General features: G+C 62.2%; 19 protein-coding genes. 10 read left to right on the plus strand and 9 right to left on the minus strand.

Annotation, left to right across the window (positions count from 1 at the left end; translation table 11 throughout):
- Nucleotides 1-44: 44 nt before the first annotated feature.
- Both IEV58_RS13745 and IEV58_RS13750 read right to left on the minus strand, forming a co-directional pair.
- Nucleotides 45-1,526 (minus strand): O-antigen ligase family protein, encoded by a 1,482-nt coding sequence (locus tag IEV58_RS13745; protein WP_188410372.1) that lies wholly within the window; start codon nucleotides 1,524-1,526, stop codon nucleotides 45-47.
- Nucleotides 1,527-1,534: 8 nt separating this feature from the next.
- Nucleotides 1,535-2,719, minus strand: coding sequence for a polysaccharide biosynthesis/export family protein (locus tag IEV58_RS13750; RefSeq protein WP_188410373.1), 1,185 nt, complete (start codon nucleotides 2,717-2,719; stop codon nucleotides 1,535-1,537).
- Nucleotides 2,720-3,190: 471 nt separating this feature from the next.
- Between IEV58_RS13750 and IEV58_RS13755 the strand changes: the two genes are divergently transcribed.
- Both IEV58_RS13755 and IEV58_RS13760 read left to right on the plus strand, forming a co-directional pair.
- The gene (locus IEV58_RS13755) at nucleotides 3,191-4,489 is read left to right on the plus strand and encodes a lipopolysaccharide biosynthesis protein (protein ID WP_188410374.1); all 1,299 of its coding nucleotides are present in this window, start codon (nucleotides 3,191-3,193) and stop codon (nucleotides 4,487-4,489) included.
- Nucleotides 4,490-4,728: 239 nt separating this feature from the next.
- Nucleotides 4,729-5,226, plus strand: coding sequence for a transglutaminase-like cysteine peptidase (locus IEV58_RS13760; RefSeq protein ID WP_188410375.1), 498 nt, complete (start codon nucleotides 4,729-4,731; stop codon nucleotides 5,224-5,226).
- On the opposite strand, the gene IEV58_RS13765 is transcribed toward IEV58_RS13760, so the two are convergent.
- The 7 genes from IEV58_RS13765 to IEV58_RS13795 form a co-directional block, all read right to left on the minus strand.
- On the minus strand, nucleotides 5,210-6,361 hold the full coding sequence (locus IEV58_RS13765) for a hypothetical protein (protein ID WP_188410376.1): 1,152 nt from the start codon (nucleotides 6,359-6,361) through the stop codon (nucleotides 5,210-5,212). The two genes, IEV58_RS13760 and IEV58_RS13765, sit on opposite strands and share 17 nt — an antisense overlap.
- A gap of 43 nt (nucleotides 6,362-6,404) precedes the next feature.
- A complete protein-coding gene (locus IEV58_RS13770) occupies nucleotides 6,405-7,184 on the minus strand; it encodes a hypothetical protein (protein WP_188410377.1) in 780 nt (259 codons plus the stop codon).
- 11 nt (nucleotides 7,185-7,195) lie between these two features.
- Nucleotides 7,196-9,427: a Wzz/FepE/Etk N-terminal domain-containing protein gene (locus tag IEV58_RS13775; RefSeq protein ID WP_188410378.1), complete on the minus strand. Its 2,232-nt coding sequence runs from the start codon at nucleotides 9,425-9,427 to the stop codon at nucleotides 7,196-7,198.
- Between the two features lie 149 nt (nucleotides 9,428-9,576).
- The gene (locus IEV58_RS13780) at nucleotides 9,577-10,098 is read right to left on the minus strand and encodes a hypothetical protein (RefSeq protein WP_188410379.1); all 522 of its coding nucleotides are present in this window, start codon (nucleotides 10,096-10,098) and stop codon (nucleotides 9,577-9,579) included.
- Nucleotides 10,099-10,258: 160 nt separating this feature from the next.
- Nucleotides 10,259-11,386 (minus strand): glycosyltransferase family 4 protein, encoded by a 1,128-nt coding sequence (locus IEV58_RS13785; RefSeq protein ID WP_188410380.1) that lies wholly within the window; start codon nucleotides 11,384-11,386, stop codon nucleotides 10,259-10,261.
- A 9-nt stretch (nucleotides 11,387-11,395) separates the two neighbouring features.
- Complete coding sequence (locus IEV58_RS13790; protein ID WP_188410381.1) at nucleotides 11,396-12,616, minus strand: hypothetical protein; 1,221 nt, start codon at nucleotides 12,614-12,616, stop codon at nucleotides 11,396-11,398.
- Nucleotides 12,570-13,661 (minus strand): glycosyltransferase, encoded by a 1,092-nt coding sequence (locus tag IEV58_RS13795; RefSeq protein ID WP_188410382.1) that lies wholly within the window; start codon nucleotides 13,659-13,661, stop codon nucleotides 12,570-12,572. Before IEV58_RS13795 ends, IEV58_RS13790 begins: the two co-directional genes overlap by 47 nt.
- A gap of 220 nt (nucleotides 13,662-13,881) precedes the next feature.
- Between IEV58_RS13795 and IEV58_RS13800 the strand changes: the two genes are divergently transcribed.
- The 8 genes from IEV58_RS13800 to IEV58_RS13835 all read left to right on the plus strand — a co-directional run bounded on the left by IEV58_RS13800 (nucleotide 13,882) and on the right by IEV58_RS13835 (nucleotide 23,919).
- Entirely contained in the window at nucleotides 13,882-15,045 is a 1,164-nt protein-coding gene (locus IEV58_RS13800) for an acyltransferase family protein (protein ID WP_268235587.1), read from the plus strand.
- A gap of 127 nt (nucleotides 15,046-15,172) precedes the next feature.
- Nucleotides 15,173-16,063 (plus strand): WecB/TagA/CpsF family glycosyltransferase, encoded by an 891-nt coding sequence (locus IEV58_RS13805; RefSeq protein WP_188410384.1) that lies wholly within the window; start codon nucleotides 15,173-15,175, stop codon nucleotides 16,061-16,063.
- Nucleotides 16,060-17,442, plus strand: a complete 1,383-nt coding sequence (locus IEV58_RS13810) for an O-antigen ligase family protein (protein ID WP_188410385.1) — start codon at nucleotides 16,060-16,062, stop codon at nucleotides 17,440-17,442. Before IEV58_RS13805 ends, IEV58_RS13810 begins: the two co-directional genes overlap by 4 nt.
- Nucleotides 17,439-18,521, plus strand: a complete 1,083-nt coding sequence (locus tag IEV58_RS13815; protein WP_188410386.1) for an acyltransferase family protein — start codon at nucleotides 17,439-17,441, stop codon at nucleotides 18,519-18,521. Before IEV58_RS13810 ends, IEV58_RS13815 begins: the two co-directional genes overlap by 4 nt.
- 392 nt (nucleotides 18,522-18,913) lie before the next feature.
- The gene (locus IEV58_RS13820; protein WP_188410387.1) at nucleotides 18,914-20,395 is read left to right on the plus strand and encodes a calcium-binding protein; all 1,482 of its coding nucleotides are present in this window, start codon (nucleotides 18,914-18,916) and stop codon (nucleotides 20,393-20,395) included.
- Between the two features lie 388 nt (nucleotides 20,396-20,783).
- Nucleotides 20,784-21,893 carry a nitroreductase family protein gene (locus tag IEV58_RS13825; RefSeq protein ID WP_188410388.1) on the plus strand — a complete coding sequence of 370 codons (1,110 nt, stop codon included), beginning with the start codon at nucleotides 20,784-20,786 and terminating at the stop codon, nucleotides 21,891-21,893.
- Nucleotides 21,890-23,044 (plus strand): polysaccharide pyruvyl transferase family protein, encoded by a 1,155-nt coding sequence (locus IEV58_RS13830; protein WP_188410389.1) that lies wholly within the window; start codon nucleotides 21,890-21,892, stop codon nucleotides 23,042-23,044. The genes IEV58_RS13825 and IEV58_RS13830 overlap by 4 nt, the downstream gene beginning before the upstream one ends.
- A complete protein-coding gene (locus IEV58_RS13835; protein WP_188410390.1) occupies nucleotides 23,041-23,919 on the plus strand; it encodes a glycosyltransferase family 2 protein in 879 nt (292 codons plus the stop codon). The genes IEV58_RS13830 and IEV58_RS13835 overlap by 4 nt, the downstream gene beginning before the upstream one ends.
- Nucleotides 23,920-23,942: the final 23 nt, after the last annotated feature.

A 23,942-nucleotide genomic window follows, 5' to 3' on the forward strand; every position in this document is an offset into this window, starting at 1 on the left:
TCTTGCAATAAACGATTTTATTTTCGCCATTCTGGCAAGAGCGGCTAGCGAAATCCGCCGTCCGTCGCAACATTACTGCTTGCAGAAAAGTTGTGGTCCTCGGCGGAAGCGCCTGTGTCGGCCGTCGGCCGTCCTATTGATCGCGCCATTCCGGCGCTGAGAAGCGCAACGGCGTAAAAGGCAAACCCCGGTATCTGCAGCGAGTAATCGAGCAGGGAGTGCAGTCCGGTTACAAGCGATGCCGCGAAGGCGGCCGAGAGGAGGGAGGAACCTCTGGGTGCCTTCATGGCCGCCTGGCCAAGCCGCCAGACGAGCCACAGGAAAACGCCAATGGTGAGCAGGGCGAAGGGCACGCCCATGGTGGCGGCGATCTCCAGCGGTGTGGAATGGGCGCGGTTTACGATGCCCGTGGCGGCCGCCGCGGCGGTGCGGTAGGCCGGATAGACCTCCTGGAAGGTGCCCGGTCCGGTACCGGCCCAGAAATGCTCGCCGATGATATGCAGCGTATCCAGGTAGATGGCATATCGCAGCGGGTCGAACAGCCCTTGCTGTGACACACGGCCGAGCACGGCGTCGCCACCGGTGAACAGAAGAGCGGCGAAGCCCGCGACAGCGGCGATCGCGATGAGACCCACTTGCCAACGCGAGAGACGCAACGCCATGCGCTTCAGCGACACAGCCAGAAGCGCGAGGGCACCCATCGCGCAAGCGAAAACACCGGCTCGCGAGCCCGTTGCCAGAACGGTGGCAAAGCACAGCAACAGACACACCAAAGCCCGCAGAAGCTTGTGGCGCTCGGTGGCGGGCATCATGTGAAGCTGCACGACAATGGAGGTGCCCGGCCTCAGATTCCGCTCAACGAACGTCAGCGTGCGTGCCAGCCAGATCATGGCCACGATGCCGAAGAAAGTGGCGGCAGTGTTCCGGTTGAGGAAGGTTCCGGTCAGATAGTCGCCGTGCTGGATCTTGTTATACCAGAATATCTGCCCGGGCATGGCCACATGGAGCACCAGGGCCAGAACCGCATAGGCAGCACCCACGACAGCCAGGAGGCGCAGGAGCCGCCCGCCGGAGAGCCGATCGCGGGCATGTGCAAAGCAGGTCAGGAAGATCAGGGCGAGCGCGAGCGGCAGGCCCGCCGCTTGCCAGGCAGCCCCCCTTATGGGCAGGCCCCGCTGGTCCGGGATGGGAGCGGGATGCTCCGCGTTCCAGGCGTGTCCGATGGACAGAACGGCCCAGAGCAGGGTCAGAAGCACGATGGGGAAAATGGTCAGCCAGGCATGCCTGTCCATATGCTTCAGCGGCATGGTCAGGGCGGCAAAGGCCAGCAAGACACACCAGAGGCCGAGCGCAACAGGCTTTGTGGAACCGAGCGGCAACGGCGCCAGGCAGACGGTGAAGGCGACGATCGCGAGATTTAGCGGAACCGCAAACCTGCCGCTGAGAAATGGCCGCAGGATGGGCACCCGCGCCGTTGCCGAATCCCGCTTCAGGAACGAGCGGCGTCGTGCCTTTTTCTCATCCACCGCAGGTCTTAATCATCGTCATCGAAATCACTGCGCACTGTGCTCAGATCACGCACGGCGCCGGTGCCGAGGCGGAAGAGCTGCAGTACCTTGCCGAGCTGGGTTGTCTCGGTGTTGGTGATGAAAATGGCATCGCCGTCAGCCAGCCGGAAATCGCGCGCCAGGAACAGGCCGCCAGGCTTCCTCAGGTTGATATGATAGATCGTCGGGATCGGAGTGCCAATGAACCGGCTGGTATCGACACCCATCTGCGCGAGCAGGCTGATCGGTTCGCGGCGATACAGATAGACGCCGGTCGGGTTCGCACGGGCATCGAGAAGGCCACCCGCCTTACCGACAGCATCGGCAAGGGACATGTCCTTGCCCTCGAAGTTGTAGAGTCCGTTTTCGCCGGCGGCGCCGAGGACGACGAAGGTCTTCGGTTCCCGCGAGACATAGACCACGTCGGAAGAACGCAGGAAAATGTTGTTGCGCGGGTTTTCGACGATGGTGTCGAAGGCAACCTTCACGTCGCGTCCATTGCGCTGCAGCGTGACATAGGTCTCATAGTCCGGCGACTTGGGTCCGCCCGCCTGGGCGATGGCATCAAGGAGGCGTTGTCCCGACGCGTTGAGCGGGAAGCGGCCCGGCAAGTTGACGTCGCCCAGAACGCTGACCTGGTTGCCGCGCTGCTCGGAGATCGTCACGAGGACCTGGGGCTCGATGGCGCGGTTCGCGAGACGCTGCTGAATGTCCTGCCCGACAGCTGCGGGCGTGCGGCCGGCGGCACGGATCTGGCCGGCGAAGGGCACGCTGATCTCGCCGCTGCGGCTGACGGTCTGAGCGGGAAGATCGACGAAGTTACCCGGGCGCGAGCCGGCTGTGCCGGGGATGAAGAGGCCGCCGGAGCCCGCTTCGAAGATTGTGATCTTGACCTGATCGCCAGGTCCGATCAGCACTTCCGTCGGACCGCCGCGATCGCTGAAGGACCCGAAGGCGCCATGGCCGGGACTGGTGGCAAGATGCGCGAGCACCGCTTCATTGAGCTCGATATAGGCGTAGTTGCGGCCTTGCTGCTGCTGGTTCACAGGGACGGTGGCCCTTGCGTCGGTGCCCGTGCCGAAGGCCCGGGCCGTAGGGCCTTGGGATGGCATGGCCGCACAGCCGGTCAGAGCGAGACAACCCATCATCAAAGCAGCTCTGGTCAGGCCCATCTTCGCTCCACACGTCCTTTGTCGCCACTTGCCAGCATATGCCGATCACGGCCCTGCGCTCCTACAATCAAAAGCGCGCAAAGTCCAAGGGGATTGGGATTAGTTGCATCTCGCATTGGATAAGGTGCGAAGGTCCCCGTGACCGAATCTGAAGCAGAGGCTGTTTACTCTTTGTATACTGCAAGTTTTTACTAAAGGTTTAAGGTTTCCCAAGCCCGCAACCTTGAAGCCAGTATTATGAGGCCACGATAGATCAAGGCACTCAAAACTGACTCCTCATGCCCGCTAACATTGTGACTGCCGAGAGTCCAGCGGACTTGGCGTTCTCCGAGGGAATAGAGCGTGTTCTTCAGGCGCACGTGATCTAAGAGCCACAGTTCACTTGCTGTGGCGGGCAAGATCGGGGATGGCTAGCTCGGACCCGGATAGCGGTGGTCTGAAGCGGAAGGGCGAACCCTGGTCAAGGCGGCGATGAACAGGTTCCGGCAGGGCGGGGGCGCCCTGGTGTTGCGCCAGGCGGGAATGCTGACGGCGGCGGCGGTGCTGTCACAGCTCATCATGCTCGCCGCGACGCCCTTGCTGGCACAGTTCTATTCGCCGGATGACTTCGGACGGTTGAGCCTTCTGATCGCTTTCATGACTATCGGAGGGGGAGCCTCGGCCTTCTTCCATCTTGTCATCCAGCTTCCCCGAAGCGGGCGCATGGCGGCCGCGGCTTTCCGGCTGAGCGTCTATCTGGTGCCCGTCGGAGCCTTGCTGACCACTTCCATCTACTGGCTGACGGGTGCTGCAGGGCACCGCGTCCTGCCCGCGGTGCCTTTTGCAATCGAGCTTATGATCGTGATGATTGCCATCGCGGGGGCGGCGAATTTCACGATCCTGAACTCGGCGCTCTGGCGTGCCGGTCGACCTCGAGAGGTTGCCCTGGCCCGTCTCAACTTCAGCTTGCTGGCGAGCGGGGCGCAGCTTTTCCTCGGCGCGATCGGCTTTGCCGCCTCCGGATTGCAGCTTGGTCGTATTCTGGGGCAGGGTGCGACCAACGCCCTCATGATCCGCCGATTGCCGGCCTTCTGCCGTCTGTCCGAATTGCTGAAGCCGCGTCGTCACGAGCTCCTCGTGGTCGCCCGGCGCTACCGTGATGCCCCCATTCAGATCCCGCGCGATCTCCTCCAGCGCGGCGGCACCACATTGCCTCCGGCGTTGATGCTTGGTGCCTATGGCCCCACCGCTGCGGGTTTTTATTTCCTGGCGGAACGGTTGGTCGAGCGGCCAGGTATCCTGCTCGGAGATACGCTCACGCGCCTGCCCATGAAGCTGTTCGCAGAACGGGTCCGCATGAACCGTCCGATGCTGCGAAGCGCCTTGCTCTACACGCTTGTGTCTTTCTGTGCGGTTGCCCTAGCCCTGATTGCGCTGGCGTTCGGAGGGCCATGGGTCCTGGACGCGTTCTTTGACCCCGCCTGGGGCGGTGTTGCCGCCTATGCGGCGCCTCTCGCGCTCGGAGCCGGGATACGGGTGGGTACGCTGCCCCTGGCCGCGCTGGTGCCGATCCTGCGGATCCAGCATCAGACGGTCTGGGTCGACCTGATTTTCTTTTCGAGGATCTTCGTTTTTCCGGTGGGCGCGACCCTGGGGTGGGAACCCATCGTGGCGGTCTGGGCTCTCGTTGGGGCAACCGTCGTCTATATCTTCGTGATCCTGGCCATGGTTGTTGCGGCAGCCGCTCGTTACGAGCGCCACATCCCCCTCATGAAGCCATCTTGGAAATAATTGAAAAGGATTTTCGCCACAACTTTTGCTTGCAATGCGTGTTTATCTAAAATTTTATGAGACAAAAGAACGTGATGGAGCGGAATTGTTCGTAGAGTCCTCCTCGAACAAGCCATTCGAGGCGTTTCATGAAAGTCATTCAGTTGACCTTGGCCGTTGCGCTCGGCTTCAGCGCAGGTATTACCGCAGTTTCCGCGGCGCCGTTTCCTGCGCGGCAGTCTGCGGCTTCTGGCTCCGTCATGCGCGAGGGCGCACGCGTCGCGGCACCTTTTGCTTTCCTGAAATTCTGCGCGCGCAATCCAGCGGAATGCGCGATGGATGGTCCTCATGTCTCGGCGCGGGAAACGGGAGACACGCTGTGGCGCGATCTTGAGAGCGTCAACGCCTCTGTCAACCGCAAGATCGCTCCGAAGAACGACGTCGCCGGGCGCGACCTCTGGGAACTGGCCCCCAACCAGGGTGACTGCGAGGACTACGCGCTGACCAAGCGCAGCCGGTTGATCGCCAAAGGCTGGTCGCCGCGTATATTGACGCTGGCCATCGCCATGGCGCCAGGTTACGGCCCCCATGTGGTGCTGGTCGCTCGCACCTCGTCAGGCGACTACCTGCTGGACAATCTCGTGAGTGAGATCCGGCCTTGGCACCAGGCGAATTATTACTTCATCTCACGCCAGTCCACCGACAACCCGCGTCACTGGATTTCGGTGGAAGAAAACAACCTCAGAGCCAGTATGTAGTCTCGAAGACGTCCTTCCAGCGCCGGGCTTCCGGCGCCAGAAGGGCGCGGTCGCATTCGGCGATGGCGGCGAAGGCACCGGGATGGCGATGCATGCCCGGGTTCCAGTCAGACGGCTCCCGCGAGACATACCACTGGACGACTGCGCGGCGGTTTTTCTGAAGGGCGACGCGTCCACGCTCCGCCATGGCAGAGCCGGCGGCGAGATCCTCCAACGGGCGTCCGATCATGAAGTCGCCATCGAGATCGATGCAGTAGGGCTCGTGCTCGTAAAGCCCGTCGGGCCCGATGAGACGCGCTGTCGCTTCGATCGTCTGCTCGGGCCATGGAAAGGGTTTCCCCATCCGCTCCGACACCCAGTACAGATGGACCGCGCCGCCCATGGCGGCCGTCTCCGGATCATGCCGGCGGCGATAGGCCATGTTGAAGAGCAGCCGTGCGGGCAGCGGCGCCATGCGCCAGTAGCCGGATTTTGAGTCGAGACGCCGCGCGAACCAGGTCCACCAGCCTTCCAGCCAGGCATTCGCGTCGGGCAGGCCGAGCAGATGGTCGGTGTCCAGTCCGAGCGTATTCACGGCGGCTATGATAGAGGGCAGCCCCCCGGCGCGGTGGGAGCCGCGCCAGAAGTGCAGCTTATCCAGGAAAGACATGGCAAAAGGCGCGACCTCGGCGGAGGGCGCCTTGGAAATCTGAGCCTGAAGGCCGGTGAAAGGCTTCAGCGTCTTCCACACCTCCGGGTCCTTGCCGACCAGAATGGTGAGGGCGCCGAGCGCATAGGCTGTTGCGTGTTCCACACCATGGTTCTGCTTGTCGCCTGACCGGAACCAGCCGTCTGCTCCCTGTGCCGCCAGGATGTCGCGAGCCCAGATTCGGCGGCCTTCCGCGTCGGTCAGCCCATCGAGAACACCAAGGATGTGGGCTCCATAGGCAGCATCAATGGAACCGAACAGATCCGACTTGGCGCCAGCCGGGTGGCTGGAATAGCGGCCCTCGCGCATGGCCGCCGCGACATCTCCGCCAACCGCATGGGCTTTCAGGAAGTCGATGTACTTGCCTTCGATGATGGCGAGCTCCGCATCGGCCGGACGTTCGGCCGGCAGCAACTCGGCGGTCGCCTGGGGGGGCAGTGCGTTCATCTTCTTTTCTCCCTCATATGGCCGGCGGCCATGGGACGACGCTTCACTCGGCTGGACCTGACGGCAGTGAGGTTCCGGACGGCAGCGAAAAGTTCTCAATGAGCTTGCGCGAGACCGACGATTTCCTGGGCTTGTCCCGGTCGGCAAGCAGGGTGTTGAAAAAGGACACCCGGCGTTCGGCACCGGTATGGGTCCCGAGTGAGGCAATGAGATGTCCACGTGTCTCCGCATCGAGGCCGGTAAATATATCGGCCGCCTCGTCGTTCATGCCGCTGTTGACGAAGTTGGAGAATTCCTCGACCGCATGGCGTTGCAGATCAGGAGAAAGGTCATCAAAGCGCTCCAGAGCGAGAGGGCTCCGGCGGAGCGCAATCCAGTTTTCGCGCGGCGCGTTGCGGTAGCTTGTCATGAGCCCCGACCCAAATCCGGCGGTGTCGCCATTGCCCAGGGCGAGAGCGGCTCCCACGAGAGGGAAGAACCCCTCGTTGGGATTGCACTGCGCCAGGGCCGACATGTCCGCCTCCAACTGCCGGCGTTCGTCATCGGCCGTCGGATGCGTGAGAGCCTCTTCGAAAAGGCGCAGCTGAATGACCGTACGGGCAAAGCGATATTCACAGTGCGTGCCGTCGGTCGCCGCGCGCAACCGCGACAGGCGGTCCACCGGATAGGGCCTCTCCTGAAGAATACGCCGAGCGACAACCTCGACATCGGCCCCGGCCTTGGCGCGCCCCATGACGGCCGAGAGCCCCCACAGACCGGTGACCATCGCCACAGCCACGATGGCAAGGCGGGTGCCGATTGGCAGGAGGGACGTCGACTGCACCGCCTCACGCCTCAGTAGTAGGTGTCCGGCACGTGCTCGAAGCTGCGCATGACCTTGAGGTCCGCCTTGTTCAAGACGGTGCCGAGCAGGCGCTCCTGGATGATCATGCTGGTGTTCATGGTCTCCGTCAGCACCTCGGTCTGTGTTTCGCCCCATTCCACCACGAGCACGAAGGCATCCATGAGCATGGCTGCGGCACGAGCGTCGACGGAGGAGAGCACCGGCGCAAGATCGATCACGATGTAGTCGTACGCCTTCCGGGCGGCCGTCAGTACGGCGTTCATGGCGGGGGAGGCCAACACGTCGCTGGTGCTTGCGGTCACCCGGCCGGGTACGGCGGGAAGAAAGTCGAAGGTTCCGTTCGGAGCTTGCCAGGCCGCGGCCGTCGGCTGCACCTCGTTGCGCATCACCTCGATGATGCCCGCGGTGGCACGGGGCGCGAGCTCGCGGGTCAGCGAGGGATTGCGCAGATCTCCGTCGATCAGCAGTGCCCGCTTGCCGCTCTGACCCATGATCTGAGCCAGATTGACTGAGACCGTGGTTTTTCCTTCCGTGGGAACCGACGAGATGACACCGATGACCTTGGTCTCACGTGAGATGCCGGCAAGATCCACCGCCACCTTGATGGCACGGATGGTTTCGGCGAAGTGGGAGGCCGGCTCATCGACCGCCAGGGCCTGCACGCCTGTCGGCGCACGGGTGATCTGTTGATCGGGGTTCTCCGCCGAATCCGCACGCGCCGAATTGGTGGCCGCCTTTTCATAACGAGGCAGGATGCCAAGACAGGGCGTGCCGGTGATGGTCTCCACCTGGTGGGTGGTGCGGATGACGCGGTCGAGCAGGGCGCGCAGAATGGAAATGCCGCCGCCGAGGCCGAGGCCGAGGATGAGCCCGCCCGCCAGCACCAGCGAGGTCTTCGGGGCTGCTTTGGTGGTTGGAGTGGGCGCCCGTGAGATGATCCGTGCATCCGTCATGCGGAACGATTGCTGTTCCGCCGTCTGCATGTAGCGGGTCAGGAAGCCGTTGTAGAGGGCTCGATAGGCCTCCGCCGTGCTTTCAAGCTCGCGCAGCTGGATAGAGGCTTTCGAGGCCTGGTTGGCCGTACCGATGTAGACCTCGAGGTTGCGCCGGGTTTGGGCCTCGCGCGCCTGCGCGATCGCGAATTCCGCGCGCGCCGTTTCGGCCAGCCGGCTCAGTTCGGTGCGGATCACATTCTGGATGTTCTCCATCTTGGCGCGGAGGTTGGAGGCCGAGATGTGGTTCTTGCCGTAGCGGGCGGAGAGTTCCGCCTCCTGACGCGCGGCATCCAGATATTCCTGGCGCAGGCGAATGATGATCTCGTTGGAGATGGTCTCGGGAATGCCGACCACTTCCGCGTTCGACTTGAGCACGGCGTCCAACTGATCCACGCGCGCCTGCGTTTCAGCGACCTTCGACTGCGCGGTGGTCAGCTGCGTGGTCAGCTCTTCAACCTGCTGGTCGGACACACGCCGCGTCGCGGTACCGCGGCCGACATCCATCAGGTTGTTGGCGACGCGGAATTCCTGAACCGCTGTGTCGGCCTCAAAAGAGCGGCGACGCAGATCTTCCAGGCGCTCGCGCAGCCAGTCACCGGCGTTCTCGGTGGCACTCGAGCGCGTGTTGAGCTGATCCTGAATATAGGCATTGGCGATGCCGTTGGCGATCTTGGCGGCCAGCACCGGGTCGGTCGAAGGGAAAGAGATCGAAATGACATAGGAGAGGCCAATGCGGCGAACCGCGACATTGAAGCGGAGCTTCCGGATGGCCGCGAGGCGGAGCTCCTCCTCGGTCGGCGGCTCGTCATTCGTCAGGCCGAGCAGATCCTTGATCTGGCCGGTGAGGCTGGGCTCGAAGAACGCCGGATCCTCAGTGAGGTTGAGAGCATCGACGGTCTGACCCAGGACCTCGTTGGAGGTCATGACTGTGATCTGGCTTTCGACCGCACCGGTGTTGAGCTGCTGATCCGGCTGAAAAACCGATTCATCGCGGAATAATTCCAGCCGCCGGGTGTCGATGAGGACATCCGCGGAAGCGACATAGGTCGGCTTGGCAAGAACGAGATAGGCGATGGCGAGCCCAAGGCAGAACACGATCGAACCGATGATCGTGAACTTTTCGCGACGCACAAAACCGAGGATGGCGTGCAGGTCGATGATCTTGTCGCCCGGCTGAGCGCCCTGATCTGGAGCCGCAGGATGCTTTAGACGTGAAACATCAAGCATTGTCGAAACTCCGAATGGTAATGTTCATGCACAGCACAACAGGAGGTTCCCTATTGAATAACAGGCATGGGCGCCTTACCGCAATGCAATAAAAATGCCCGGCGAACCGGGCACTCTACAAAACTATGTGGCGTAACCGCGGCCTACCATCAGGGGCTGACCGTCTCAAGGCTCGCCGAGGAGCCATTGCCGCTGCGGTTCGACCGCGGAGAGCCGGCGCCGCCGCCCGTGAAATAATTAACGGAGCCCTGGCCCACGCCATCGCCGCCAAGAAGGCCTTCCATGGTGGCACTGGTGCCGAAGGGGCCGCTGCCACCCGCGCCGGGGATCGCCGCCGTCTCGATCTGGTTGATCGACTGGGTGAAGGCGATCTCGAATTCCGGCTGGTTCAGCGCGGCGATGGCGGTCTGGATGGCGTCGGCCACTGCGGGATCGTTCGCGGAGCATTGCCGCACTGCATCACCCATGCCTGTCCCCAGTGCGAACTTCTGCAGGGAATTGGACTGGCCGATAAGGCCAACGAGCGCATCAACGGTCGTGGGATCGGTCACGATGAGATTGTAGGAGGCCCGCGTAAGCTCCGTGCCGCCCGACATGTGGCGCGTCAGAAGGCCCGCCGGATTTTCGGTGAAAGCCTGCACGTCCGCGCTTTCCATCGGAAGAGGGCTCACGCCGCAGGCTGCCTGTGCCTGACCTGCCACAACAACGGAAAACACCAAAGACGCCGCCGCGCCCAACCCCAGCCTCAACATAGCAATGGTCCCATAATATCGGTTTTGATAAAATGCATTCTATGTCAGATCGGCCGATTTGGGGCAAGGCGCTTCTGCGTCAAGGTTGTTCTGGCTGTAAGGTGCGATTGAAACCATCGATCATACGATCATAGGTGAAAAGCTGAGCCTGACGTCGGGCCTGCTCCGATGCTGCATCGCGAGATGACGTGTCGCGACGCAGGCGCTCGATGGCGGCGACCCAGCCGTCGACGTCGTTCAGCGGGACGAGCTCACCCGCCAGTTTGCCGGTCTGAGGATCCTCGATGGTCTCACGCTGTTCCGGCACATCATGGAGCACCATGGGAATGCCGGCCGTGAGGCCTTCCAGAACCGTGTTGCTCTGGCCTTCGTAGGTGGAGGTCTGAATGAAGGCGTCGCCGGCCTGGAGGAGGTCGGGCACATCCGCCCGACCCACGTTGCCCAGGAGCTTGACCTTATGGCCGATGCCGAGACGCGCGATCTCCGCCTCCAGGCTCTGACGCAAGAAGCCGTCGCCTCCGATTACCAGAAGTACGTCATCGAGACGGCTCACAACCTCAAGCATGAGCGGGTAATGTTTTTGAGGGACAAAGCGGCCGATGGCCACGAGGGTGAACTGATCGGCCGGGATTCCAAAGCGCGCGCGGGCGTCCGCTTTGGAGAGCAAGGAGGGCACAAAGCCGAGGAGGCCGTTATGGACGACAACCGTGCGGTCGAGCAGCCATTTCGGGTAGTTCCTGCAGGTCGCGCGCACGGCGTTCGAGACGCAAATGACCTTGGTATAGGCGCCGGCCCAGGCCAGCAGCAGGTCCAGCTTCCGCATGACGCTGGAGGCCGTGTTGATCGGCATGCGGTGCGAAACGACACGCGTCTTGATGCCTGCCGCCCAGGCGCATGTCTGGCCTATGACGCAGGCCAGCGGGAGGAAGGTCAGCACCACATCGGGCTTCTCGCGCTTTAAGGTCTGATAGACCGTCCGGACTATTTTTAAGTAGCCCTTCACACCCGGCCGGGCCGTCTTGAGCACCACTTCATGCGGATGGTCGGTGGAGTTGACGGGGACCTGCTCATAAAGAAAGCGCACCGTGACGTCGTGGCCCTTGTCCTTGAGGCCATGGGCGAGCCGCAGCGCCGCGATCTGCGCACCGGCCACATTGGCGAAGGAAACAAAAATGGCGATCTTCAGCGCGCGGGGTGTCTGGGCCATGTCTCTCGGTCACTTCTCTTTCTTGGTTTTTCGTTTGTTGTCGGAGCCGGGCGCCGGCCAAAGTCTTTCATCGGTCGGCCGATGCCGGATCTGCCCGGTGCGGCTGCGCACTTCTTCGACGATGCGTGTGTCGATCGCATCACGGTTCTGGGGGCGGGCCCCCGCGGTCGTCAGAACGCGCGCCTCCACGTCTTTCGCCGGTATCGGGTCGAAGGCGGGGAGGTCATCGGGAGGCGTTTCGGTGATGACCGCGTTCCTGGTCAGTTCATTGGCCTTGGCCAGATCGAAGGCCTCGGTCCCGATGGAGATGTTGTCTCCAAAGAAAACCCTCGATCCCGGGTTCATGCCTTTGGAGAATATGCCCGTGCGCGGCCGCGTCTGTGGGCCGGCGATCACGACATTGCCGATCACCGAAGCGACCGTCGGCCGGGGGTTGCGCTTGGTCGGGTAGAAGTGGATGGCGTTGAAGACGGGGTTGTAAATCACGTTGTTGGCGACGGTCGCATGTGCGCCGCCGTGGATGACGGGGTTTCGCAGCACATTATGCGCGAAGAGGTTGCCTTCGATCAGCACGCCCCGGGTGTTGGGACCGATGATCATGCCCATGCCGTGGTCGCCCTTCGGATGGATGGAGCGATGCAGGGCTTCCGCCAGAATGGAATCCCGGATCGTGATGTCGTGATTGCCCGATCCCCAGACCTGCACCAGTTCATCAATTGACCAGGCGAAGGAGCAGTTCTCGATCAGGATGTTGTAGGCGGGATCCTTCCCGCGCTTACCGCCGTCGATGCTGATCGCATCGCGGTTCTGCGGATCCATTCCCGTGGGACGTGCTCCGACCCGGACGCGGAGGTGGCGCAGGATGACGTCGTGTGTGCGCAGCCGGAAGGCGCGGTCGCCCATCAGGGAGATGCCGGGGGAAGGAGCGGTTTCTCCGTCCACGGTGACATGAGGATTGCGCACCAGGATGGTGCTCTTCAGCCAGATCTCTCCGGCAACCTTGAAGACGATCCGGCGCGGCCCCTTCGCCTCCAAAGCCGCGCGCAGGGAACCGGGTCCATCATCGGCCAAGGTCGTCACGGTGATCTCGCGACCGCCTTCGCCGCCATGAGTGGCCGCAGCCTCGGCCGGCAACGCAAGCATCGCCGCCAGCAGGAGGGCTGCCAGCAGTGCCGCTGACGCATCAATCCAGCGCAAGGGCGATGTAACGATCGATGGCGGTGTCGGCATTGAAATCCATCGCCCTCGCGATGCCGGCAGCGGGATCCGGCGGCTGGCTGATCGTCTCGTTGAGCGCCGCCGCCAGGGCGTTTCGGTCGCCCGTCGGTACCAGCCGGCCATAACGTCCACCATCAAGGATCTCATCGGGTCCACTTTCGCAATCTGTGGCCACAACCGGAACGCCGCACGCCAAAGCCTCGATGAGAACGGTGGGCAGGCCCTCCCAATCCGACGACAGCGCGAACACGGAGGCCCGCTTCATGAGCGCAAAAGGATTGGGCAGAAACCCCGGCAGCGAAACCCGGTCCCCGACATCGAGACGAGCGACCAGTGCTTCCAGCGCGGCCCTCTCTTCCCCTTCGCCCAGAATGACCAGGCGAGATGGCCGCAGTGCGGCAAGGTCGGAAAAAGCTTCGATCAACAGCGGAAAGTTTTTCTGCCGGGTCAGCCGTCCAACCGAGAGAATGACGGGATCTCCCGTGCCATCGAACCAGGGATGTGCCGGTGGTTCCTCCGCCTTGGCAAAGAGGTCTGCTGTAACGACCGGATTGTGCAACGTCTTGATGCGCTCGCGGGGCAGACCGGTAACCTGCTGGATCCGGTCGCACATCCTCTCCGCAACACCGGCCACATAATCGGCCCTCCTATAGGCCAGCGGAACCGCCTTGTAGGCGAGCCTTACCAATCCGCGCTTGCGTGAAAGCGCGACGTCGAAACGGTTGTGCTCCACCACGATGAGGCGGGTCTTGTGGCGCGCCAGACTGCGGGCCAGGACGGCCGCCACATTGGTATGCGTCATATGAGCAAAGACCGCATCCGGCCGGTTCCGGTCGATGTGCCGGGCAAGATGCCAGGCGCTTTCCGCGGTGCGCCGCGCCTTGAGATCGACGATCTTCACCTGCGGCGAGACCTCGGAGAGGAAGTCGCCCTGCGCCCGGATGAGGATGATCTCGGTGGAAATCCCCCTGGCGGCGATGCCGTTGGCGAGGCGGACGACGCTTCGCTCGGCGCCGCCACCACGAAGATCCTGCAGAAAGAAGCTGATCAGAGCCATGGATCTCCTTTGCCCCGTTCATGGAGGGCGGCGAGGAAAATGCCCGCTTCATTTGGATAGCCAATGGCGCGCTGCAGCGCAACATCCGACCATCACAGCATTAACGCCTTGCCGTCGCCGCATTCTCCAAAAAGTATTCGTATCCTCATTCAGGCGCCGAGGTTGGTATTTCTGGATGTCGTCTACATTTTGTTTCCAATTTTGAATGGAAATTTCTGCTATGTCCAAGGCAGGACAAGATTACTACTATGGAATTGATCTCGTTCGCTTTTTGTCAGCTTTGATGGTGTCTGTCTTTCACGTCGGATACTCATGCTGGGCCTCGCCAACCAGCGGGGGCGCTGAAATGTTGCAGGACGCCTATACGCTTCCCGGGATCGCTCATCTGACCTGGTTCGGCTGGGTCGGCGTGGAAATCTTCTTCGTGGTATCGGGTTTCGTTATCGCCAATTCGGCCGAAAGGGCTACGCCCTTTTCCTTCGCGCGCGGGCGAGCGCTTCGTCTTTATCCCGCCGTCTGGGTGTGCGCGACGATGACCTTCGCAATGTTCCTGATGATGGGCATGGACGATACCCTGAAGCATTACATCGTTTCCATGCTGCTGCTGCCGACGGGCCCCTGGATCGATGGCCAATACTGGACCCTGGGCGTGGAGATCGTTTTCTACGGCCTCATCTTCCTCCTGCTCGCCGCAAGGGCTTACTCCTGGATCAACATCGTGGCCCTCGGCCTGGCGGTTTGGAGCGCGAGCTTCCTTGTGGCGCTGCACCTCTTTCCGGATCTCCATTTCCTCACCGCAGGGCCCTGGCGGCTGCTGCTTTTGAATTACGGCGTCTACTTCGCGCTGGGCATCTTCATTCGCGCCTGGGCTGCCGGACAGTTTCGTCTCTGGATGGCGCCAGCTGTGTTGATGGCGCTCCTCGGAGCGGTCCTGGAGATGCGGCACCATGCCATCTCCATGGGCACAAGGGTGACCCGGTCTCCGATCGATCTCGCCGATCACTGGTTCGTCGTGGCGGTGTTCTTTCTTGCGGCGGTGAGCGCCATTCTCATGGCGGTGCGGTTCCGTGATGCATTCCACCGGCTGCCGGCGCCGCTCCTGACCTCTCTCCGGCTCGGCGGGCTTGCCACCTATCCGCTTTACCTCCTGCACTTCAGCATCGGCATCGCCATGACGCGGCAGTTTGTGCTCGCGGGCATGTCGCCGATAGCGGGTTTGATCCTGACCCTCGCCATACTGATCAGCTGCGCCGTGCTGATCGCGCAGCTGGCGGAGCCCGTCATCCGACGAGGGTTGAGGCCTCTTATCGATCGCTCTGTCGGAGCAGGTTCGGCGCTGCCGGGGGTCCGGCTGTTGCGGCAACAGCCGACAAGTCGTGGCTGATTGCCCGGTTGTTGCCCGGAAAAAGTCCTGTTTTCCGTGATAGCTCTGTGTCTATGATGGCAGCGTATTGCGTTGCACCATGCTGGACGGCACCCTAGCTCACCAACAGCGATCGAGGCACGAGTACATGAATATCGAAGCGGTCGAACAGTTTCGCTCACCATCGAGCCCGGCTGGTGTGGAGCGGCGAACGGTGAGCCATGCGGAGGCGGTTGCCCGCGTCCTTGCCGCCGTCGACCGTGTCCGTATCGGCGGACTCGATGTCGCGGTTTTGACCCGGGCGGACACCGCGGAACTGACTGTCTCGCTTGCCATGGCCCAGCGCGGACAGGGTGGATCCTGCCTGTTCTTCACCACGGTCAATGGCCAGGTGATCTCCGAATGCGCCGACCTCAATGTGCGCGATCTCTATCGCCAGGCGGATATCATCAGCCCCGACGGCATGTCGACGGTCTGGGCTTCCAAACTCCTGTGCCCGAAGGCCCTGCCGGAACGGGTGGCGACAACTGACGCCTTCCATGATGCGGCGCTGCTGGCGCAGGAGCGTGGCGCCTCCTTCTATTTTCTGGGCGCGACCGAGGAGATGAATGCCAAGGCGGTGGAACGGGCGCAGCAGCTTTATCCCGGCTTGCGCATCGCCGGACGCCGCAACGGCTATATCAAACCCAATGAGGAAGACGCGGTTGTTGAGGAGATCAACGCCGCCGAGCCGGATATCCTCTGGATCGGGATGGGCGTGCCGCGCCAACAGCGGTTCGTGGTGCGGCACAGGGCTCGCCTGGATAAGGTCGGGCTGGTGAAGACCTGCGGCGGTCTGTTCGACTTTCTCTCCGGCAAGAACACGCGTGCTCCGGAGTGGATGCAGCGCAACGGGCTCGAGTGGGTCTACCGCATGGCCCTGGAGCCTCGCCGTCTGTTCTGGCGCTATCTGGTCAGCAACCCTCATTCGATCTGGCTGATGGCGACCCAGTCCGGCGCCGCGGAGACCGATGCCTCTGAAGGAAAGGCGTCCGCATGAGTCTCAGCGCGACCGACAGGATGCCGCAGACGCCGGCCGTCGGACGCGACAGCCGGATCGATCCGTTCGAGACGGCGCTTGTGGTCATCGGCCTGGTCGTCATCTCCAGCATGCTGCGATCGCTGATCCTGGCGAACACCGGCGACGCGGACCGTGAGGCCGGCGGGATGGTCCAGCAGCTCGTGCTGTTCGCGATCTACGGCGGGGCCATGGGCTTCCTGATCGTGGGTGGGATCACCCGGCGGCTGGGAGAGGTGCTGAAGGAAAGCTGGCCGCTCCTGTTGCTGGTTCTGCTGCCGCTGGCCTCGGTGCTGTGGTCGGATTCACCGGCAACCAGCCTCAGGCGTGCCGTCGCCTTCATGCTGACCGTCAGCTTCGCCTATTATGTGGTGGCGCGTTTCACCCTTTCTGAAATCGTGCGGATCCTGTTCTGGGTCCTGGTTGCCTATATGGCCGTCGGCCTGCTGGCTGCCGTGGCGCTTCCGCGGATCGGCCTGAGTTCCGCCGGCGACTGGCGCGGGCTGACGGGGCATAAGAATGAATTCGGCCGCGTTCTGTCTCTGATCATCGCCATCGCGGTGGTGTTCCGCAGCGTGGGCACGCGGATGTGGCGCACCTGGTGGCTGCCCATGGTGGTCGTGGCATTCGGGTTGCTGGTGCTGTCCAATTCGAAGACCTCTCTCGTGGCCGCCGTCGCCGGCATCGGCGGGTCGATCTTCCTGACTTTTCTCTTCACGGGACGGTTCAGCCGCTTCCGGTTCGCACCGGAGGTAAGAACGGTCGTCGGCGTGCTGGCCTTCCTCACCGTTCTGTTCCTCGTCTTCATCGCCGCACCCATTATCCTGGAGGCGCTCGGGCGTGACCTCACGCTGTCAGGACGCACCCGGCTGTGGCAGTGGGCCATCGGGCTGGGCAGCCAGCACCCTTGGCTCGGCAGCGGCTACCGCGCCTTCTGGATCGACGAGAACACCAAATATTTCTTTGAATTTTTTTATTGGGGCGCTGATGCCGACGGCAATCAGAACGATCATTATGCCGGCCCCGGCAACGGCCATAACGGCTATCTCGATGTCTGGCTGGAGCTTGGCTATCTCGGCCTCGCCGTGCTGTTCATCATGATCGGCTGGGCGGTGAGGCAGATCAAAGCCTGCCTCCAGAGCGGACGTGAGCTGGAAGGCAAGTTCCTGGCGCTCATTTTGTCCTACCTGCTGGTCTACAGCATCACCGAGCGTGTCATCCTCCAGCACACTGAACTCGTCTGGTTCCTGTTCATGTTGGTGTTGATCTATTCTTGCCGGGCCTGCGCGCAGGATCCGGTGGTGGAGCCGGTCTCCGCCCCGCGCCGGCCGGTCCTTCGTTATCCCGGGAGGTCGACATGAACGCCAGTGCGCCCGTGACGGCCACTGCGGCACGGCCCCTGCCTGGTTCCAGGACGGGATGGGTCGATGCGGCCAAGGGTTTCACCATCACGCTGGTCGTCGCCCACCATGCTCTGGAGGGGCTGAAACTCGCGGGCCTCGCCAATCCGACCTTCCTGTACTGGCACGATATTTTGCTGTCGGTCCGAATGCCGCTGTTCTTCCTGGTGGCCGGTCTGTTCGCCCGCAAGGCGATCTATGGCGACTTCCGTAAGTTCCTCGATTCCAAGGTCTTTCATTTCGCCTATTTCTATGTCCTCTGGTCGGTCATTTCGCTTCTGCTGCGTTACGCGGCCAATCCCGTTTCCAACAACAAGGTCGCCCTGACAGATATTCTGTTCATTGGCTGGGACCCCATCTCGACCATCTGGTTTCTCTATGGGCTGGCGCTGGCCTTCGTCATCACGCGGGCGCTGCGGCATATGAATCCCTGCTTCCTCGTGGCCTTCGCGGCCATGGTGCAGGCGGCGGCCTTCGCCTTCCCCAGCGTGCCCTACCTCGTGATCATCAATAAGTTCGCCTACCTCTATGTGTATTTCGTGCTGGGGGTCTACGGATCGGAGTGGATCCGCGAGCAGGCGGACAAAGCGAACTATCCCAAGATTATCGCGGCATTGGTGCTGTTCATTGCCCTTGCCGTCGTCCTGCGCCTGAACGACCTGCTTTTCACCCCGCTCTGCTATTTCGTCCTGTCGATGCTCTCGGCCTACGCCATCATCGGCTTCTTCAGCCGGGCGCGGGAGGGCTTGTTCGCCCGTCTGTTCGAGTTCATCGGCGCCTACAGCATGCCGATCTATCTCACTCATTTCCTTCCCGTGGCCGCGGCTCGGATCATCCTGGTCAAGGTGTTCGGCATCACCAATTTCGGCGTCCTGTTCACGGCAGCTACCACCGCTGGCGTGCTCTTCGGCGTCGTGGCTTTCCTGATTGCGGTTCGCACGCCCTTCCGCTTCGTTTTCGTCAGACCCAAGGCGCTGACGCTTGATGCTCCTGCCACTCTTACGGGCAGAGAACAGCCATCCTCCGTTACCGCCGGCTGACACATGCGCTTGGCGCATGCCTGCCATGCGTTCTTTACCGCATCGCGCAAGGGTTGCATTCGCAACAGTTAGCTCTTCTATTATGGAACATAAGAAGGGTTGATTTCCCCCGCACGCTGCAAACAACAAAATTCGTGTGTGCGGAAAGGTCTTAGGCTGATTTTCGGGTCGCGGAGCCACCGCTTGTTTCCTTTCCCCTGAGGGGAGACTTTTGCCTCCTAGGGCGGTCATGCGCGATGTCCAATACGTGCGTTCGATCCTAGTTTTGCAACCTATTGGGCAGCATTTTACCTGTTGTCTGGATACGGCATTAACAATAGGAATCCGCTGTCCGCAGTCCCGGTACCGAACGTCGGTGCCAGCGACGCGGGGGCAAGCGAGGGAGCGAACATATGGCCGTTATTCCCGGAACCACCGGCAATGATCTACTTTATGGAACCGAAAACGACGACACGATCGAGGGCCTCGGCGGAAGCGACTTTCTTTTCGGCTACGGCGGCGATGACACGCTCCGCGGTGGCGCCGGCAGCGACTTCCTGTTCGGTGGCGAGGGCGACGATTATCTGAACGGTGGCGCCGATTCCGACTACATCGATGGCGGCGCTGGCGATGACTTCGTTTATGCTCGTGCGGTGCAGGGCCCCGATACCGCCGATGGCGGCGAGGGTATCGACACCATTCACTTCGACCGCGCCTTCACCTCCGATGACGTCACGATCGACCTGACCAACAACGCCGACTGGCAGACGCTGTCCGACGGCACGACCTTCCGCAACTTCGAGGCACTGAAGTTCACCGGCGGCTCCGGTCTCAGCACCGTTACGGGCGGCGCCGGGTTCGACGTCCTGTGGGGCGGTGTCGGCACCAGCGTGTTCGATGGCGCCGGCGGCAACGATGTGCTCAAGGGCAAGGCCGGCGACACGCTGCTCGGCGGCGAGGGCGACGATCAGGTGTTCCTCACCGGCGCTGCCCTGAAGGCAGACGGCGGCGAAGGCTATGATCGCATCACCATCTCCGGCACCGGCGTGTTCGGCGAAGGCTCGGTCGTGAATTTCGAGAAGGTCATGGTAACCGATGGCGCGGATCTGAATTTCAAAGCCAACGGTCATGGCCTCCAGATCTTCGCGATCGAATCCAAGGCCGACGGTGAGGGCATCACCATCACCGGCTCCAAGGTCAACGATACGATCATCGGCGGCGCGGCAGGTGATACGATCTCAGGCGAAGCCGGCAATGATTACATCAAGGGCTTCGGCGGTGACGATGCGCTGAACGGCAACGGCGGTGACGACCGGATCTGGGGCGGCGATGGCAATGACACCATCAACGGCGGCACGGGCTTCGACCAGATCTGGGCCGGGGCTGGCGACGACAAGATCTACAGCCAATCCAACTGGGGCGCGGATCAGATCGACGGCGGCGACGGTATCGACTTTGCAAAGATCGATCGTGCCACCGAAACCGTGGACTTCGTCATCGACATCTCCGATCCCTCGGTGAAGCAGGTGCTCGCCGACGGTACGTCGGTCGTGAATGTCGAGCGCATCCAGTTTGAAGGCGGCTTCGGCAACGACACACTGACAGGCGGCGCTCTCAACGACCTGCTGCATGGCGGTGGCGGCAACGACACCATCTTCGGCGGCGAGGGTGATGATCGGCTCGGCGGCGGCAAGGGTGACGACTTCCTCGATGGCGGCGCCGGCAGGGACACGCTGGTGCTCGGCGGCGTCCGCAGCGACTATACGGTCACTGCACTCGACGACGGCTACTACCAGTTCACCTCGGCTGCGCAGGGCACCGATACGGTCGCCAATTTCGAGTCGGTCTATTTCTCGGGATCGGGCAAATACGTCAATTTCGACGTTTTCGCCTGATATCTGTCGAGCTCCACAACGTTCTGAAAAACCCCCACAGTTTGCTGTGGGGGTTTTTCATTGGCGAAAGCATATTCAAAGTATCCCTCCCCAAAGGGAGAAGCGTGCCGGCTGCCGTTGATTTGGCGTTTTTCGGGCTTTTGGTGTGCGCCCAATGCCTCCTCGGTCGGACGATCCCTTGCTTGCCAAACCTCGCCGGGAGCGTTAGGCCTGGGTGGCTCGATGTTGCGATGCAACCAAGGACGGCCGCCATGTCTTCGGAGCTGATCTGCGCGTTCCGGCGGTTTTCCGCTCGGATGCCAAAGCCTTTGGGCAGCATGCCGTCGCAAGGCGTAACGGTTGCGCAGAGATCATCGCATCGTCTCACACCTTCCTCATGGGCCGATTGATGTCGATCAAAAATGCGCTGAAAACTCATCTTCCAGGCTTTCTGAAGACACCTGCGCAGTCGCTCTGGCAGCGCTGGCGGGCGACCACCACCAGTTGGGATCGTTCGATATCCACAGGGTCGCCGCGCTCGAGCGGCTTCTATTATTTCGCGATCAACACGTCGTTCGACCGCGAACATCGCGGCGTCGCCGCCGGCAAGGCCCGGTTTGCCCGCGACCTGACGGAAGCCTCCCGCAGCTCGTTTCGTTTGCGGCGCAACATACACAGACTGGAAAAGGGGCTGATCATGCCCAACCGGCGCAGCATCTTCGCGCTGGATTATATCGTCCCCACCGTCGATGATTTTGCCCGTGTTGTCTCCGCCTATGAAGAGGGCACCGACGCCGGCTCCGAATTGATCTGGGCCCACGACGTACTCAGCGACTATTTTGACGCCGTAGATCTAAGCCATCCGCGTCTGAACGAATGCCATCAGAAATTCCTGGCGGCGCGCAGCCGGTTTGAACGTTGCGCGCGCCGGGCCAACCGGCGGTTCGTGCCCTTCGCCCGTGATCTGACGGTGGAACCGGCAACCATTGATCAGTTAACGGCTCTGTCGGTCCGCCGCCGCTCGGTCAGGTCCTATCAGGACCGGCCGGTCCCCAGGGACATGGTCGACAAGGCAATCGCCGTTGCCGCTCAATCACCCAGCGCCTGCAACCGCCAGCCCTTTGTCTTCCGGCTGTTCGATGACCGGGAGCTGGTGCAGAAGATCATCTCGCTGCCCGCCGGCACCAAGGGTTTCGGCAACGGCGTTCCGGCGGTTGCGGTCATCGTCGGCCGCCTGCGCGCCTATCCGCTGGAGCGTGATCGCCACATCATCTACATCGACGGCTCCCTTGCGGCCATGTCCTTCATGTTCGCGCTGGAATCCATGGGCATCGCGTCCTGTGCCATCAATTGGGCGGATGAAGAGCCGGCTGAATCCAACATGAAAGCGCTCCTGAACCTGGATGACGATGAACGTGTCGTCATGCTGATCGCCTATGGGTGGCCGGAGCCGACAGGTCTCGTCCCCTTTTCGGCCAAGCGTGATCTGGAGGAACTGCGGGAGTTCAATATCCTATGAATATCGAAATTCTTGGCGTCGATCCGGCAAATCGTGGCGCAGGGCTGATGTTCGAGGCCATCCGCCAGCAGTTCGACGCGCGCTACGGTGACGTGAACTACGCGATGTCCATCGACGTCCGCCCTCAGGAGCGGCTCAAGCTTGGCGCCTGGGGCGTGCTGCCGCGTGCCATGAACAGCAAGCGTAACATGGCGTTGCGCTATGGCGGCGAGCGGGTTCCCCGGTCCATCCTGCACCGGCTCGGAATTCTCGCTGAACGTGATATCGACATCGTTCTGGATGCCTCCGGATTTGCCTACGGCGATTTTTGGGGGGCTCAAAAAATGGCCAGCCGGATGGCGGATCACATCGCGTCCTGGAAACGTGCCGGCAAGAGCGTGATCCTGCTGCCGCAGGCCTGGGGGGCATTCGAGAAACCAGGTTTCGCGCCGCTCCTGAGGAGGATCTTCGACAAGGCCGATCTGGTGTTCGCGCGTGACGAAACGTCTCTTGCCTACCTGAAGGGGGTGGTGGGAGACCCGCCCAATCTGCATCTGGCGCCGGATTTCACCAATCTGCTCAAGCCCGACCTGCCATCGCGGCTTCAGCAGCACGCCGGGGCAACCCTGGTGGTTCCCAATGCCAAGGTGATCCAGTCAAAGGGTGAGGCAATCCGCGAGCAGTATCTCGATTTTCTCCAGAAGGTCGTTGCCGCTGCCGTCGCTCATGGCCACCGTCCCGCCTTCCTCATCCATGAGGGCAGGGGCGACGAGGCGCTCGCGGAGGAAGTGAACAACCGGAGGAACAGCCCCGTCGATGTCATCGCCGGTCTCGACCCGCTCGAAACCAAGGCCGTGATCTCGCATGCCGACGCGATCACCTCATCGCGCTTTCACGGGCTCGTCAGCGCCCTGTCGGCGGGTGTGCCGAGTCTTGCCTGCGGCTGGTCCCATAAATACCAGGAGCTCCTGAAGGACTATGGCTGCCCCGAGTTCGTGATCGACATGTCGGCTGAGACCGACATCGACAGCCGCATCACCTCTTTTTTCGAGACCGCACTGACGGCGGGGGCGCGGTCCCGGCTGAAAGCTGCAAGCGAACATCAGCGCGCGCTGTCGAGGGCCATGTGGGATAAAGTCTTCGGGGTCATCGAAAAACGGGCGGCCGCATGAGTCTTCCGCAGATTTCGGTTCTGGTGCCGGTCTGGAACGACGAGCGCCGCATCGGCTTGTGCCTCGATGCCCTGCTCGCGCAGTCACTTGCGCCGGAGCAGTTCGAGATCATCGTCATCGACAACGGCTCCACCGATGGCACCGCGGCCGTGGTATCTGAATATGCAGGTGTCATTCTGCTTCGCGAGGACAAGCCGGGGTCCTATGCCGCGCGGAACACGGGGCTTGCTCATGCAAGAGGCATTTACGTCGCCTTCACCGATTCCGACTGCATCCCCGATCGGGAATGGCTCGAGCGGGGACTGGCCGCCGTCAAGGATCGGGAGGATGTCGGCGTTGCTGCCGGGCGGGTCGCGTTCCGCGAACCTGAGGGCGATTACAGCCGGGCCTGCCTGAATTATGAACGCCACCTGTCCATGCGGCAGGACGAGAACGCCGCGAACGGTTATGCCATCACGGCGAATTGGTTCTGCCGCAAGGACCTCCTTCTGAGCATGGGCGGCTTCAACAGCGAGTTGAGGTCCGGCGGTGATTATGCGCTGTCCGGCACGATTTCGCGCTCCGGCCGCCGCACCATCTATGTCGCGGATGCGGTGGTGCATCACCCGGCGCGCGCACAGGTGCATGAGATTACGGGCAAGATCCGGCGGGTCGTGGGCGGCCGCTGGGCCTCCGAGACCGGTCGGTTCAAGGCGCTGCGCAGGGCGAAAGTCGAAACGCGCAGCTTCATCACCCGCGTGCGCAAGATCCTGCGCGCCTCCGGCCTCACTTTCGTCGAGCGGATCGAACTCCTGGGGCTTCTGATGCGAATCTGGATGATCTCTCTCAAGGAGTTGGCCCGCCTCCAGCTCGGCGGCGTTCCCACCCGCTCCTGAGGCGGCCGAGATCGCTTTGCCAG

It is taken from the genome of Agaricicola taiwanensis (genome assembly GCF_014635245.1).
Taxonomy (GTDB): Bacteria; Pseudomonadota; Alphaproteobacteria; order Rhizobiales; family Methylopilaceae; genus Agaricicola; species Agaricicola taiwanensis.

Excerpts from the sequence above, each read along its gene's own strand:
- IEV58_RS13750 (WP_188410373.1), bottom strand. The coding sequence starts at position 2,719 with ATGGGCCTGACCAGAGCTGCTTTGATGATGGGTTGTCTCGCTCTGACC.
- IEV58_RS13755 (WP_188410374.1), top strand. The coding sequence starts at position 3,191 with ATGAACAGGTTCCGGCAGGGCGGGGGCGCCCTGGTGTTGCGCCAGGCG.
- IEV58_RS13760 (WP_188410375.1), top strand. The coding sequence starts at position 4,729 with ATGCGCGAGGGCGCACGCGTCGCGGCACCTTTTGCTTTCCTGAAATTC.
- IEV58_RS13765 (WP_188410376.1), bottom strand. The coding sequence starts at position 6,361 with ATGAACGCACTGCCCCCCCAGGCGACCGCCGAGTTGCTGCCGGCCGAA.
- IEV58_RS13775 (WP_188410378.1), bottom strand. The coding sequence starts at position 9,427 with ATGCTTGATGTTTCACGTCTAAAGCATCCTGCGGCTCCAGATCAGGGC.
- IEV58_RS13785 (WP_188410380.1), bottom strand. The coding sequence starts at position 11,386 with ATGGCCCAGACACCCCGCGCGCTGAAGATCGCCATTTTTGTTTCCTTC.
- IEV58_RS13790 (WP_188410381.1), bottom strand. The coding sequence starts at position 12,616 with ATGCCGACACCGCCATCGATCGTTACATCGCCCTTGCGCTGGATTGAT.
- IEV58_RS13795 (WP_188410382.1), bottom strand. The coding sequence starts at position 13,661 with ATGGCTCTGATCAGCTTCTTTCTGCAGGATCTTCGTGGTGGCGGCGCC.
- IEV58_RS13800 (WP_268235587.1), top strand. The coding sequence starts at position 13,882 with ATGTCCAAGGCAGGACAAGATTACTACTATGGAATTGATCTCGTTCGC.
- IEV58_RS13805 (WP_188410384.1), top strand. The coding sequence starts at position 15,173 with ATGAATATCGAAGCGGTCGAACAGTTTCGCTCACCATCGAGCCCGGCT.
- IEV58_RS13810 (WP_188410385.1), top strand. The coding sequence starts at position 16,060 with ATGAGTCTCAGCGCGACCGACAGGATGCCGCAGACGCCGGCCGTCGGA.
- IEV58_RS13815 (WP_188410386.1), top strand. The coding sequence starts at position 17,439 with ATGAACGCCAGTGCGCCCGTGACGGCCACTGCGGCACGGCCCCTGCCT.
- IEV58_RS13820 (WP_188410387.1), top strand. The coding sequence starts at position 18,914 with ATGGCCGTTATTCCCGGAACCACCGGCAATGATCTACTTTATGGAACC.
- IEV58_RS13825 (WP_188410388.1), top strand. The coding sequence starts at position 20,784 with ATGTCGATCAAAAATGCGCTGAAAACTCATCTTCCAGGCTTTCTGAAG.
- IEV58_RS13830 (WP_188410389.1), top strand. The coding sequence starts at position 21,890 with ATGAATATCGAAATTCTTGGCGTCGATCCGGCAAATCGTGGCGCAGGG.
- IEV58_RS13835 (WP_188410390.1), top strand. The coding sequence starts at position 23,041 with ATGAGTCTTCCGCAGATTTCGGTTCTGGTGCCGGTCTGGAACGACGAG.